Source organism: Labrenzia sp. CP4 (assembly GCF_001579905.1).
Lineage (GTDB): Bacteria > Pseudomonadota > Alphaproteobacteria > Rhizobiales > Stappiaceae > Roseibium > Roseibium algicola.
Genome location: NZ_CP011927.1, coordinates 5,320,477 through 5,333,830, shown reverse-complemented (window position 1 = coordinate 5,333,830; position 13,354 = coordinate 5,320,477). Strand labels below are relative to the sequence as shown.

Here is a 13,354-nt window from a genome sequence, read left to right as displayed (position 1 = left end):
AAATGCTGCCGCAAGAACTCATCAGAAAGAAGCGCGACGGTGGAACGCTGGACGCGGCGGAGATCCAGTTCTTCGTCAAGGGCCTGGCAGACGGCTCGGTCACGGAAGGCCAGGTGGCTGCGCTCGCCATGGCTGTCTTCTTCAAGGGGCTGACCGTCGACGAACGTGTGGCTCTGACGCTCGCCATGCGCGACAGTGGCGATGTCATGGACTGGTCGGGCATCGACGCGCCGATCCTGGACAAGCATTCCACCGGCGGCGTTGGCGACAACGTCTCGCTGATGCTGGCGCCGGCGCTTGCCGCCTGTGGCGCTGCAGTACCGATGATCTCCGGTCGTGGCCTGGGTCATACGGGCGGCACGCTGGACAAGTTCGACAGCATCCCGGGCTATCAGACGCAACCGGACAATCTGCTTTTCAAGAAGGTGGTCAAGGAAATCGGGTGTGCCGTCATCGGCCAGACCGGCAACCTTGCTCCGGCCGACAAGCGTTTTTACGCCATCCGCGATGTGACCGGCACGGTGGAGAGCATCGACCTGATCACCGCGTCGATCCTGTCCAAGAAGCTGGCAGCCGGTCTGCAGGGACTGGTGCTGGACGTGAAGTGGGGCACGGGCGCTTTCATGGCAACACTTGAAGATGCTCGTGCGCTTGCCGAAAGCCTGGTGCTGGTCGCGAACGGGGCGGGTTTGAAAACGACGGCTCTCCTGACCGACATGAACGAGCCGCTGGCGTCTGCCGCCGGCAACGCGGTTGAAATGCAGAACGCCGTCGACTTCCTGAAAGGCACGGCCATCGACAACCGCCTTTGGGATGTCACCGTGGCGCAAGGCGGCGAACTGCTTGCCTCGGGTGGCATTGCCGCTGATGCAGAGGCCGGTGCCGGCATGATGCGTGAAGCGTTTCAGAGCGGCAAGGCGGCTGAGAAGTTTGCCCAGATGGTTCATGCGCTTGGCGGACCTGCCGACTTCATGGAAAAGGCGGAACTTTATCTCGCCAAGGCGCCGGTGGAAGCGCCGGTCTACGCCGAACAAGACGGCGTCGTTACGGGTGTGGATGCCCGGGCAGTAGGCGTTGCGGTCGTCGCGCTTGGCGGTGGACGCAGGGCGGCGGCAGACGTGATCGATCCGTCCGTCGGCCTGACCAGCCTTGCCGGTGTCGGCAACACGGTCGACGCGGATGCGCCCTTGGCGATTGTCCATGCCAGAACCGAGGCAGAGGCCGAAGAAGCAGCCGTCGCGGTGCGCAAAGCCTACACCATCGGCTCCGCAGCCGATGTCATCGACAGGCCAAGCGTCATCGAGCGCATCGCGCCCTGACCGGGAAAATGCGTGCCGGGCGAATGGTCGCCCGGAACCTCTCCGGCCGAACCGGCCGGCAATGATAAATTTGAGGAGATGTCCATGCCTCGTGCAATTCTGTGCGTTCTGGACAGTTTCGGTATCGGCGGTGCCGCGGATGCGGAAGCCTTTGGTGATGCCGGGGCCGACACTTTGGGCCACATCGCGGCGCGTTGTGCAGCCGGTGAGGGCGACAAGGACAGTCTGCGCTCCGGCCCCTTGAACGTTCCCAACATGGACCGGCTCGGCCTGGGCGCGGCAGGGCGCCTGTCCACCGGCAAGGACGTGCCGGGCCTGGATTTCGATGGCGAGCCGGAAGGCCTGTGGGGCTATGCTGCTGAAGTTTCCAACGGCAAGGACACGCCGTCCGGCCATTGGGAAATCGCCGGTGTGCCTGTGCGCTTCGACTGGGGCTATTTTCCGGAAACGATCCCGACCTTCCCGGAAGAGCTGATTGCAAAGATCCGCGAGAAGGCAGGTCTCAACGGCATCCTGGGTGACAAACACGCCTCCGGCACGGTGATCATTGCCGAACTTGGCGAAGAGCACATTCGCACGGGCAAGCCGATTTTCTATACGTCGGCGGATTCCGTCATCCAGATCGCCGCCCACGAAGAACACTATGGTTTGGAGAAGCTGTACGAACTTTGCGAGATCGCGCGTGAATTTGCCGATCCCTACAACATCGGCCGGGTGATCGCGCGGCCCTTCGTCGGCGAAACTTCGGACACTTTCCAGCGCACCGCCAACCGGCGTGACTATTCGGTGCTGCCGCCGGAGCCGACCTTGCTCGACCGTCTGACCGAGGCAGGGCGCACGGTCTATGGCGTCGGCAAGATATCCGACATCTTCGCCCATCAGGGCGTTGCCAGGGTGCTGAAGGGCGCAGGCAATGACCAGCTGTTCGACAAGACGCTGGAAGCCATGGATGAGGCTGCCGACGGCGACCTGATCTTCGCCAATTTCATCGATTTCGACTCCCTCTACGGTCACCGCCGGGATGTTCCGGGATATGCAGCCGCGCTTGAGCATTTCGACCGCCGCTTGCCGGAAATGATTGGCAGGATGACGGACGGTGATCTCCTGATCCTGACGGCCGATCACGGCTGCGATCCGACCTGGCGTGGCACGGACCACACCCGCGAACATGTCCCGGTGATCGCAACCGGTCCGGGTCTCGAAGGCAGAAGTGTCGGTGGTCGCAAGACCTATGCCGATATCGGTGAAAGTATCGCCGATCATCTGGGCATTGCGGTGGGGCCGAACGGCACGAGTTTTCTGTAACCGCATCCGCATTCCGGCAAATCGGGCACAATAACCGCGGGCCACTCGTCCGTCCTTTCTGCGGAAAGACGGAAAACCGGCCCGCCACACACTCGAATGAGGACCCGCGGGACATGAGCGACGCCATCACGGTACCGAAGGCGGAATTGCATTGTCATATCGAAGGCGCCGCGCCACCGACCCTGGTCAAGCGCCTTGCCGACAAGCGCGGCGAGGATGTTTCGGCCGTCCTCGACGGTAACGGCAAATACATCTGGTCCGACTTCACCACCTTCCTGAAAGCCTATGACGTTGCAAGTTCGGTGTTCCGGACACCGGCGGACTACGCCCTGCTTGCAGAAACCTATTTCCGCATGCTGGCGGCGGAAGGGGCAATTTATGGCGAGATCTTCATCTCGCCAGACCACGCTCAGGCCGCCGGCCTGTCCTACCGCTCCTATGTCGAGGGACTGGCTGCCGGGATCGAGCGCGCCAAGACAGACACTGCCATCGAAGGCCGGATGATCGCGATCGGCGTCCGCCATTTCGGTTCGGCCTCCGTCGAACGGGTAATCAAGGAAGTGATCGGCAATCCGCATCCTCTGGTCACGGGCTTCGGTCTGGCCGGGGATGAACGCTCCGGCCACCCGGCCAATTTCGCGAAGGCCTTCCGCATGGCGGCGGATGCCGGACTGGGCACGACGGCCCATGCGGGCGAGTTCGGCGGTCCGGACAGTGTGACCGCGGCACTCGAATTCCTGCGTGTGAAACGTCTTGGCCACGGCGTGCGGGCGATCGAGGACAAGGATCTGGTCAAGCGCCTTGTCGACGAGGAGATCGTGCTGGAGGTCTGCCCCGGGTCGAACATCGCTCTGGGCGTCTACACTCACCTGCGCTTCCACCCGGTCAACATGCTGCGCAAGGAGGGCGTGAAGATCACGCTCAACTCCGACGATCCGCCCTTTTTCGGCACCACGCTCGGCAAGGAATATTCATCGGTCACCGAAACCTTCGGATGGAGTTTCGATGATCAGATGGAAGTCACCCGCACGGCCATCGAAGCCGCCTTCTGTGATGAGCCCACACGCAAAAGGCTCCTTGTACGACTGGAAAGCGCAAAGCAGGCGCCGACGGGTTGAGGCAGGTCTTCTGCAACATGCCGGATGCGCCGCACGCTGAATGCACGCCAGATTTTTTTCAGGCGAGGTCGCTTCGCATTGGCTTGGTTCAGCGAGAACTCTAGTGAGCTTTCTCGCCTCTCGCCCTCTCATCCCCAAAACCTCATCCTGAGACGCCGCTGAAGCGGTTCCTCATAATGAGGGGAGAAGGGCGATGAATGCCGAAGGTAATGGCGTCAAGCCCCCTCAGATTTCCCCGCCGGTTTCGTCCACTTCCGTGCGCGGATCGAGGCTTACCGTTTCCGGGGTCGTAATCTGCGCGGTCGAGACCGCCATCACGAAATCGGACTTGTCTTCCTGCGGAAGCGAAGCACGCTGACGCATGCGCCAGAGGGCAAAGAGCATCATGGAAAGATGCGCTGCCGCCGTCACCTGGAAGAGTGCGCCCGGATAAGTGAAGGTCATCAAGCCCGAAGCGAGCAACGGTCCAAGCATTGTACCCGCCCCGAAGATAAGCAGAAGACCGCCGCTGATCCTGAGAAAGTCACCTGGCTTTGCGTGGTCGCTCGCGTGGGCGACGATCACCGGATACATGGAATAGACCACGCCGCCGAAACCTGCGATCAGAAGAACCGTGAGGGTCGGATCGGTGCCGCCGAAGAATGACAGGCTGGACCCGAAACTCATGGCGGTTACGGCGAGACCGACCAGCACAAGGCGCCGGTCAAGCCTGTCGGACAGCATGCCGACCGGGATCTGCACCACTGCGCCGGCCAAAAGCGCCAAACTCATCATGATGGCAATCTCCGGTACGTCCAACCCGATGCGAAGTCCATAAACCGCACCCAAGGTGCCGAAGGACCCGTTTGAAATGCCGACCATGAAAACCGCGACCACTGCGATCGGTGAATTGCGCCAGAGTTTTTTCGGGTCCAGCCGCGCCTGTGTCAGGGGCTGGGGCGATGCGGCGGTGGACAGCGCTGTCGGCAGCAGTGAGAGCGAGTAGATGATCGAACCGAGAACGAAGAAGAAGAAGCCGGTCGGATCGCCAAGCGTCAGCAACATCTGTCCGGCGGTCGTTGCCCCCAGGTTGATCATCGTATAGATGCCGAAGATCCGCCCGCGCGTTTCGCTGGTCGAGCGTTCGTTCAGCCAGCTTTCCACGATCATGGCAGCGCCGGAAAAGCAGAAGCCGGTGATCGCCCGCAGCACGATCCAGACAGCGGCATCCATGAACAGGAGGTTCAGGAGAACCGAGATGCCCGCCAGCGAGGCAAGCGCACCGAAGGCCCGCACATGGCCCACACGCTTCACGATGACCGGCACGGCCAGACAGCCGCTGACGTAGCCGACTGCCCAGCCGGTGCCGAGCAGACCGAGCGAGGCATCGGAAAAGCCGTTGGCGAGACCGGCGAGCGGCAACAGGAGGCCGTGAAGGCCGCCGGCGAGCAAAAGCAGTCCGGATCCGACGAGAAGGGCAGCGATTGAGACAACGGCAGACATGAAACTTCCGGTGTGGGATGGTTGAAAGGCTTGGGTTCAAATCACACAGATGATGACCAATGACGAACCGGTTTGACAAGGTTATGGTGGGCAGATAGGCGAGGGCAGCGTCTTTTCACACAATCCTTTCCAGATCCGGCGATTTCCATGACCGATACCCAACCAGCCTTGTCCCTGTTCCGGCCGCAGCATGTTCGGGAAAAAGCCTATGAGCTTTTAAAGCTCGCCACAGATGGCAAACTCGCCCATGTCGAAGCGGTTCCGGACCTGCTCGAAACAGCCCTGGCCAAGGTGCTTGAAACAACTCGGGAAAATTATCCGGATTTTCACATTCCACCCTATGGCATCTGGCGGAATTACGAGGCCGGCGGCATCGACCGCTGGGGTGCGCTGGCAAATGCGCGCGGGTTTGAAACCGCCGAAGAAATGCTTGCCGCTGCAGCCGACCTTGCCATCCTGGGTACCTACATGAAAACCCGCCACCCCGAGGGCTGGGTTTTCGAGGACAGGATGACTGAGACCGAGGCGACCGGCCAGGAGGCTTCGGCACTGGCCGCCTTTCACATGTTCGCGGCAGGTTCCTTTTCCGGTGAAATGACCGATCCCTATCGCGTCGATGCGCAGACGCTCGTGCAGATGGACCGGATGGAACTCTCCGAAGGCCTGCAGTGGGACGCAAGGGAGGATGACGACCTGCTCGAGGCGATGCAGCGCCATCTGAAACGCTTCGGTGAAGCGCTTGCCCTGCGGCCGGATCTTTTCGGAGAAGGGGACGAGACCCGTCCAGGCCGTCTTGCAGTTCGGATGGCAAAGGAAAGCGATGGCGTGGTTTCGGCAAGGGATCTGCTCGACCGCGTGCTGGAATCGCTTTGTCCGCTGTGGGACGGCGGCGCTGGCGACGGCAACATGGTCTATGGCGACAGCTTCGAGCATTACCAGCGGGGTGCGGTTTCCGAGAGAACTGTTGTGCCGTTCCATCTGGCTGCCCAGGAGATGGTTTATTCACTGATCGAACCTCTTGCCTGGGCCGGGTTTGAAGTCTCCGGACTGGAGGCACTGACGCCGCCGGCCAATCCTGCCCACGCGGCCCTGTTCCTCGACGCCGGTGTCCTGAAAATTCTCGAGCCGGACACGGTGCTGTCAGCAGAGGCCGAACGCGACCGGATGGTCGAAATCCGCGCTGTGGCGCTTGCGCTCACCGACAGGCTGGCCGAACTGCTGCGGCACGAGCTCAAGGTTCATCAGGATCAATTGCCGCTCACCTGCATCCTGGAAGGCGGAACCAGCCGGGCTGGCGGCATTTATTTGCAAGGACACCCGCAGGAAGCGAAAAAACTCGGGCACTTCATGAACCCGGGGTCTGTTTTTTGGTTGCCGTTCGGGGCATAGGTCCCGAACATAAAAAATCATGAGACCGGGCCGGTGTTATGGCCCCATTGAGAAGAGAGGCAGATATGTCCGGAGCCACTGTCATCAGCCACCCGCTGGTTCAGCACAAACTGAGCATCATGCGCGACAAGGGAACGTCCACCCAGGGGTTCCGGCGCCTGCTGCGGGAAATCTCCACGCTGCTCTGCTATGAGGTCACCCGCGACCTGCCGCTCGTCTACCAGACCATCGAGACGCCGCTTGCCGAAATGCAGGCGCCGACCCTGGCCGGCAAGAAGCTGGTATTCGCTTCCGTTCTGCGTGCGGGCAACGGACTTCTGGAAGGCATGCTGGATCTGGTTCCGTCGGCGCGCGTGGCGCACATCGGCCTTTACCGCGATCCGCAGACGCTGCAGCCGGTGGAGTATTACTTCAAGGCTCCGGAAGACCTGAACGAGCGTCTGGTGATCGTGGTCGATCCGATGCTGGCCACCGCCAACTCGGCGATTGCAGCAGTTCAGAAGCTCAAGGAGCGGGGAGCCAACAACATCCGCTTCCTCTGCCTGCTCGCAGCACCTGAGGGCGTCAAGAATTTCACCGAGAACCACCCGGACGTGCCGGTCTACACCGCCTCCATCGACGAGAAGCTGAACGAGAAGGGCTATATCGTCCCGGGCCTTGGCGACGCCGGCGACCGAATGTACGGCACGAAGTAACCGGCCGACAAAACAGACGGCTGAAGGCGCGGAGGGAAACTTCCGCGCTTTTTTGTTGCGCTTGGGCGTGCGGTGTCTAACCTTTTGTAAAAAAAGGGGAGGCGACATGATTACGGTCTTTGGTTCCATCAATCTGGATCTGGTCGTTGCCGTGCCCCGCTTGCCGACTGCCGGCGAAACGGTGAGCGGTCGCGATCACCAGACATTTCCAGGTGGGAAAGGCGCCAACCAGGCATTGGCTGCCAGGCGGGCAGGGGCCGACGTTCGTTTCATCGGCGCGGTTGGACAGGACAGTTTTGCCGAACTCGCGCTGCTTAATCTGCGCGAAGCCGGCGTCGATCTTTCAGGCGTTCGCACCATGGCCGGGTCGACCGGCCTTGCCCTGATCGGTATCGATCCCGCAGGGGAAAACCAGATCATCGTCGCCAGCGGCACCAATGCGCGTGTCGAAGCCTCCTGGCTGGAAGGCGGTTTTGAGCCTGGTCAGACACTGCTCGTTCAGGGAGAGGTGCCTCTGGTTGAGGTGACCGAAGGTGCCAGGCTCGCCCGGGATGCGGCAGGCACGGTCATCTGGAACCCGGCTCCTGTGCCTGAGGGCGACCTGAGTGCCTGTCTGGATGTTGCCGGTACGGTTGTGGTCAATGTGAGCGAGGCGGCAGAGATCGGGGGACGTCTCGGCATTGCCGGTGACACGGAAACATTCGCGCTGAAGCTGGCGGAAGGTGGCCGGAACGTCATCGTCACCCTTGGCGCGGACGGTGTTCTCGCCCGAACGCCAACCGCGCGCTATCGCTTCGCTTCTCCTGCCGTCAACGCGGTGGATACGACCGGTGCGGGCGATGCCTTTTGCGGCGCTCTGGCTGCCGCTCTCGATCGCAAGACGTCCTTCGAACGTGCCTTGAAGGAAGGTGCCGCCGCCGGTGCGCTTGCCTGCACCGTGACAGGGGCCCAGTCCAGTGCACCGCATCTGGAGGATATTGCCCGGCTGGCCGACACGATTGCCTGATGCTGTTTTACAGGCCGCTAAGGAAACCGTGATAATCAGGGGGCTCACGCAACGTCGAGACCCTGCATGTCGCGCTTTGTCATCATCTTTCTGGCCTGCATGGCAATCGTCCCGCTTGCGGCGTATCTGCTGGAAAACAGGCTTGAGGTGCTGGTGAGCAGCGACCCGGTGGCCGAAGATCAGGACGTGGACGAGGCCGGCGAGCGAAGCCACCGAATATCGGCCAACAGGCAGGGGCATTTCGTGGCGGATGCCTATCTGAACGGCCGTGCGGTGGACATGCTGGTCGACACCGGTGCAACCGTCACCGTTTTGCCGGAATCGCTTGCCGAGAGCATCGGAATCTTCCTGAATTCGACCGACTACAAATACGCGATCCAGACGGCAAACGGCACAGTTCGTGGCGCCAGGGCGACCATTGACAATTTGCGCATTGGAAAGATCCGGCTACGCAATGTCGACACACTTGTGTTGAAAGATCAAAGCCTCGGGGAACCCCTGCTCGGCATGTCCGTTCTCAACCAAATGAAGCGGTTTGACATCTCCGATGGCACGCTTGTACTGGTGCAGTGAATTGTCATACCGTGTTTAGGTAATTACCCAGTTCCGTTCTTCTTCCTTGCTTTGAGAGGCATTGATGTTTCCGAAACCGCGTCCGAAATTGGTTCCGAACACTTTTGAATATGAATCCTTTCCAATGGTGAAGCCCACGGGTTTCCGTGAATACGATGCGCGTTGGCTTTTCGAAAAGGAAATCAATCTGATGGGCATGCAGGCGCTCGGTATGGGCATCGGCACGCTCATTCACGAACGTGGCGTGCGCCCGGACATCGTGGTGGGTCATGATTTCCGGGGTTATTCCTCCTCCATCAAGATGGCGGTGATCAACGGCCTTCTGGCGGCCGGCATCAACGTGCACGACATTGGCCTGGCCTTGTCACCGATGGCCTATTTCGCGCAGTTCGCGCTCGATGTTCCGGCGGTCGCCATGATTACGGCGTCGCACAACGACAACGGCTGGACCGGCGTCAAGATGGGCATCGACCGTCCGCTCACCTTTGGTCCCGATGAAATGGGCCGGCTGAAGGACATCGTTCTGGAAGCGGCCTTCGACCTGAAGGGCGGCGGCAGCTACCGCTTTGTCGACGGTTTCCCGGATGTCTATTTCAAGGATCTCACCGACCGGGCCAAGCTGAAGCGCCCGATCAAGGTGGTCGCGGCATGCGGCAACGGCACTGCCGGTGCCTTCGCACCGAAGATCCTGGAGGCGATCGGCGCCGAAGTCATCCCGCTTGATGCCGAGCTGGATCACACCTTCCCGCGCTATAACCCGAACCCGGAAGACATGAAGATGCTCCACGCGCTTCGTGACAAGGTTCTGGAAGTCGGTGCGGAAGTCGGACTTGGTTTCGACGGCGACGGCGATCGCTGCGGTGTCGTTGACAATGAAGGCGAGGAAATATTCGCCGACAAGGTCGGCGTGATGCTTGCGCGCGATATCTCCGCGCTTCATCCCGGTGCCCAGTTCGTGGTCGATGTGAAATCCACCGGCCTGTTCCACACGGATCCTGTGCTGAAGGCCAACGGCGCCAAGACCGACTATTTCAAGACCGGTCACTCCTATATCAAGCGCCGCGTCACAGAACTGAATGCCATGGTCGGGTTCGAGAAATCCGGCCACTATTTCTTCAACAAACCGATTGGCCGCGGTTATGATGACGGGCTCGTTTCGGCCATTGCCATCCTCGACATGCTTGACCGTAACCCGGACAAGACGATGGCAGACCTGCGCCGGGATCTTCCCAAGACCTGGGGGTCGCCAACTATGGCTCCCAAGTGCGACGACGAAATCAAGTACGACGTCGTCGACCGGGTTGTCGCCCGTTTCCAGGATATGAAAGCCAAGGGCGAAACGGTTGCCGGACAGTCGATCACCGACCTGATCACCGTCAACGGCGTTCGCGTCGTCAGTGAAGACGGAACCTGGGGCCTTGTGCGTGCCTCCTCCAACAAGCCGGAGCTGGTGGTCGTGGTCGAGAGCCCGGTTTCGGAAGACCGGCTCCACGCCATGTTCAAGGCTGTCGACGGCGTTCTGCGCGAAAACTCGGAAGTGGGCGACTACAACCAGACGCTCTGACCACTTGACCGATTGACGAAAGGCGGCGGATAGTTCTGCCGCCTTTTGCGCATCCTGCCGCCTTCTCGCCGGAGACTTTCATGATCAAGGAATTTGGGGTTCTGCCAGACGGGACCGTTGTCCAGGAAATTACGCTGGCAAAAGGGTCTCTGGCTGCATCCATCCTCACCCTGGGAGGCATCATCCGCGACCTCAAGGTCGATGGTGAGACGGTGGTGCTGGGCTTTGACGATCTCCAGAGCTATCTGGATCATTCGCCCTATTTCGGCGTGATTGCCGGGCGCTGCGCCAACCGGATCGGCGGTGGCCGGATGACGATAGACGGGGTTACCTATCAACTCGACCAGAACGAACGGGGTATCAACCACCTTCACGGTGGTTCGCTCGGCTTCTCCAGCAGGGTCTGGCAGGTAGAGCAGCACGACAAGGCCAGTGTCCTGCTGAAGCTTGTCTCCGAAGACGGCGATATGGGGTATCCGGGCCGGGTGGAAGTGCTTGCCCGCTATACGTTGACCGGCACCGGTGCGCTGCGTCTGAAAATCACCGCAACCACCGACAAGACGACGCCGGTCAATCTGACCCAGCACGCCTATTTCAATCTGGATGGCAGCAGCAATATTTTGGACCATACGCTGGAAATCGCAGCGGAGACCTATCTGCCCGTGGACGAGGCGCTGATCCCGACCGGCGAGATCCGCAACGTGGCCTGGACGCCATACGACTTCCGCGATGGGCGCAAACTGCGGCGCAAGGCGGGTGAGGAGAACGTGGTCTTCGATCACAACTTCTGCCTTGCGGATGCACCACGCGAGGGCGTGGAATTCGCTGCTGCCCTCGAAGACGGTTCCGGCAATCGCCGCATGGAAGTCTGGACGAGCGAACCCGGCCTGCAGCTTTATGATGCGCAGCGGATCTCGGTGACGGTTCCCGGGCTGGACGACAGACACTATGGGGCCCATGCCGGGCTGTGTCTTGAAGCGCAGCGATGGCCGGACAGCGTCAATCACGACGGGTTCACACCGGTTTTGTTACAGCCCTCAGAGACTTATACTCATGTTACGGAATTCCGTTTTTCCTGAAATGGGTTACATTAGCGCTGCTGTGTGAGACAACAGGGGACTTGGGGGCAACTCGTGAAGACGGTTTTTTCAAACACCCAGCTCGCGCATGCACCGGCGCAGGAAATATCAGACGGCGAACTGAAGCCTGCTGTCGAGATCCCGAGCCGCGCCGAAATCGTGCTCAAGACCGTGCGGGAGCGCAATGTCGGTGAAATCGTTACGCCGGAGGAATTCCCCGTCCGTCCGCTGCACCGGGTCCACGCTCCCGAATACGTTTCGTTTCTGGAAAGCTTCTGGGAAAGATGGACGGCCGCAGGGCGGTCGCGCGAAGCCTTTCCCTTTGTCTGGCCCATCCGCAGCCTGCGTCAGGATGTTCAGGTCGAACATATCGACGGCCTGCTCGGACGGTACTCGATGGATGCCGGTACGCCGCTCGGCGAAAACACCTACAAGGCGGCGCGGGCGTCCGCCGACACGGCCCTGACTGCGGCCCGCCTGCTTCTCGATGGCGAGAAAGCGGCTTTCGCGCTTTGCCGGCCACCGGGACACCACGCGGGCTATGACTTCTTCGGTGGATACTGCTTTTTCAACAACGCTGCTGTCGCGGCGCAGTATCTTCGGGACTACGGACTGCATCGTATCGCAATCCTGGATGTCGACTACCACCATGGCAATGGTACCCAGGCGCTGTTCTATGACCGGCCGGACATCCTGTTCCTGTCGATCCATGCCGACCCTAAACACGAATATCCCTATTTTCTCGGGTTTGCCGACGAGACCGGTGAACATGCCGGTACCGGGTTCACCCGTAACTGGCCTTTGCCGCTCGGCACCGATTGGGACAGCTACACACCGGCACTCGAGGAAGCCTGCCGTTGGCTGCTGGTGTACAAGCCAGAAGCGTTGATCGTCTCGCTTGGCATGGATTGCTACGAGAACGATCCGATCTCCGGCTTCAAGTTCAAGAGTGAAGACTACATCCGGCTTGGCCAGAGGCTCGCCAAGGTCGGCGTTCCGACCATCTTCCTGATGGAAGGCGGCTATGCGGTCGACGCACTGGGGACCAATTGCGTCAATGTGCTTGAAGGCTTCGAGGGATAAGACCTCTTCGCCGGGACTTGAGTGCGACGGATCCTGAGAGGCGGCCTTGCCGCCTCCCAAATATTGGTCGCCTCCTCGTGGCAATTACCCGTTCAGCAGACCAAGCTGTTTCAGTTCCGCGCGCAGACCCTCAGCCCCCTTGAAGTGATGGGCTGACATGCCGGCTTCTCTGGCAGCCTCGACATTGCGCTCGCTGTCATCGATGAAAAGGCATTGCGCGGCGGTCAGTCCGTTTCGCTCCAGCAGGATTTCGTAGATGCGCAGGCCGGGCTTGATTTCCTTTTCAGCGCCGGAGACGACGATGTCGCGGAAGCTGGTCTTCAGAAACGGAAACCGTTCCTGGGCCTGGACAAACTTGTCTTCTGAAAAATTGGTAATTGCATAAAGGGGCGTCCCCTGGGCCTTGAGCTCTGCAAGCATGTCAGGCGTACCGGGAATTTCGCCGGGCACCATGTCGTGCCAACGATCGCTGTAGGCGGCGATAAGCTCGGCCTTGTCCGGATGCTGGCGGGACAGAACATCGACGGCTTCCGCCCAGGGTCGGCCAAGATCCTGCTGCAGGTTCCACTCCATTGTGCAGACTGTCGTCAGGAAGTCTTCGCGTACATCGTCATCGGGAATGAGCTCGCGATAGAGATATTCGGGATTCCATTCGATCAGGACATTCCCTATATCGAAGACGACGGTCGTGATAGCATCGTTCATGTGGTCGATCCGGTTTTCTGGCGGAAGTTGTTCAAA

Annotated in this window: 12 protein-coding genes; 10 read left to right on the top strand and 2 right to left on the bottom strand. The window is 60.5% G+C overall.

All coding sequences use genetic code 11. From position 1 onward, the window contains the following. Positions 1 to 2: 2 nt before the first annotated feature. The 3 genes from deoA (at position 3) to ACP90_RS24430 (ending at position 3,742) form a co-directional block, all read left to right on the top strand. Positions 3 to 1,319, top strand: a complete 1,317-nt coding sequence (gene deoA, locus ACP90_RS24440) for a thymidine phosphorylase (protein ID WP_062490540.1) — start codon at positions 3 to 5, stop codon at positions 1,317 to 1,319. An 84-nt stretch (positions 1,320 to 1,403) separates the two neighbouring features. Further along, positions 1,404 to 2,624, top strand: coding sequence for a phosphopentomutase (locus ACP90_RS24435; protein ID WP_062491952.1), 1,221 nt, complete (start codon positions 1,404 to 1,406; stop codon positions 2,622 to 2,624). Positions 2,625 to 2,737: 113 nt separating this feature from the next. After that, positions 2,738 to 3,742 (top strand): adenosine deaminase, encoded by a 1,005-nt coding sequence (locus tag ACP90_RS24430; RefSeq protein ID WP_022999734.1) that lies wholly within the window; start codon positions 2,738 to 2,740, stop codon positions 3,740 to 3,742. Positions 3,743 to 3,967: 225 nt separating this feature from the next. Here the strand turns inward: ACP90_RS24430 and ACP90_RS24425 are convergent, their stop codons facing one another. Then, positions 3,968 to 5,224: an MFS transporter gene (locus ACP90_RS24425; RefSeq protein WP_062490537.1), complete on the bottom strand. Its 1,257-nt coding sequence runs from the start codon at positions 5,222 to 5,224 to the stop codon at positions 3,968 to 3,970. Between the two features lie 147 nt (positions 5,225 to 5,371). On the opposite strand from ACP90_RS24425, the gene ACP90_RS24420 reads away from it, so the two are divergent. The 7 genes from ACP90_RS24420 to ACP90_RS24390 all read left to right on the top strand — a co-directional run bounded on the left by ACP90_RS24420 (position 5,372) and on the right by ACP90_RS24390 (position 12,613). Further along, on the top strand, positions 5,372 to 6,613 hold the full coding sequence (locus tag ACP90_RS24420) for a DUF1688 family protein (RefSeq protein ID WP_062490535.1): 1,242 nt from the start codon (positions 5,372 to 5,374) through the stop codon (positions 6,611 to 6,613). A gap of 65 nt (positions 6,614 to 6,678) precedes the next feature. Further along, a complete protein-coding gene (gene upp / locus ACP90_RS24415) occupies positions 6,679 to 7,308 on the top strand; it encodes a uracil phosphoribosyltransferase (protein WP_022999737.1) in 630 nt (209 codons plus the stop codon). Positions 7,309 to 7,414: 106 nt separating this feature from the next. After that, on the top strand, positions 7,415 to 8,314 hold the full coding sequence (locus ACP90_RS24410) for a ribokinase (RefSeq protein ID WP_062490533.1): 900 nt from the start codon (positions 7,415 to 7,417) through the stop codon (positions 8,312 to 8,314). A gap of 66 nt (positions 8,315 to 8,380) precedes the next feature. After that, a complete protein-coding gene (locus ACP90_RS24405) occupies positions 8,381 to 8,887 on the top strand; it encodes a TIGR02281 family clan AA aspartic protease (RefSeq protein WP_062490531.1) in 507 nt (168 codons plus the stop codon). Between the two features lie 64 nt (positions 8,888 to 8,951). Beyond that, positions 8,952 to 10,451, top strand: a complete 1,500-nt coding sequence (locus tag ACP90_RS24400; protein WP_062490529.1) for a phosphomannomutase/phosphoglucomutase — start codon at positions 8,952 to 8,954, stop codon at positions 10,449 to 10,451. Positions 10,452 to 10,531: 80 nt separating this feature from the next. Continuing rightward, positions 10,532 to 11,530, top strand: a complete 999-nt coding sequence (locus ACP90_RS24395) for an aldose epimerase family protein (RefSeq protein ID WP_062490526.1) — start codon at positions 10,532 to 10,534, stop codon at positions 11,528 to 11,530. 54 nt (positions 11,531 to 11,584) lie between these two features. Further along, positions 11,585 to 12,613 (top strand): histone deacetylase family protein, encoded by a 1,029-nt coding sequence (locus tag ACP90_RS24390; protein ID WP_062490524.1) that lies wholly within the window; start codon positions 11,585 to 11,587, stop codon positions 12,611 to 12,613. 84 nt (positions 12,614 to 12,697) lie between these two features. Here ACP90_RS24390 and ACP90_RS24385 read toward each other — a convergent pair whose 3' ends face one another. Then, the gene (locus ACP90_RS24385; protein ID WP_062490522.1) at positions 12,698 to 13,318 is read right to left on the bottom strand and encodes an HAD family phosphatase; all 621 of its coding nucleotides are present in this window, start codon (positions 13,316 to 13,318) and stop codon (positions 12,698 to 12,700) included. Positions 13,319 to 13,354 lie beyond the last annotated feature (36 nt).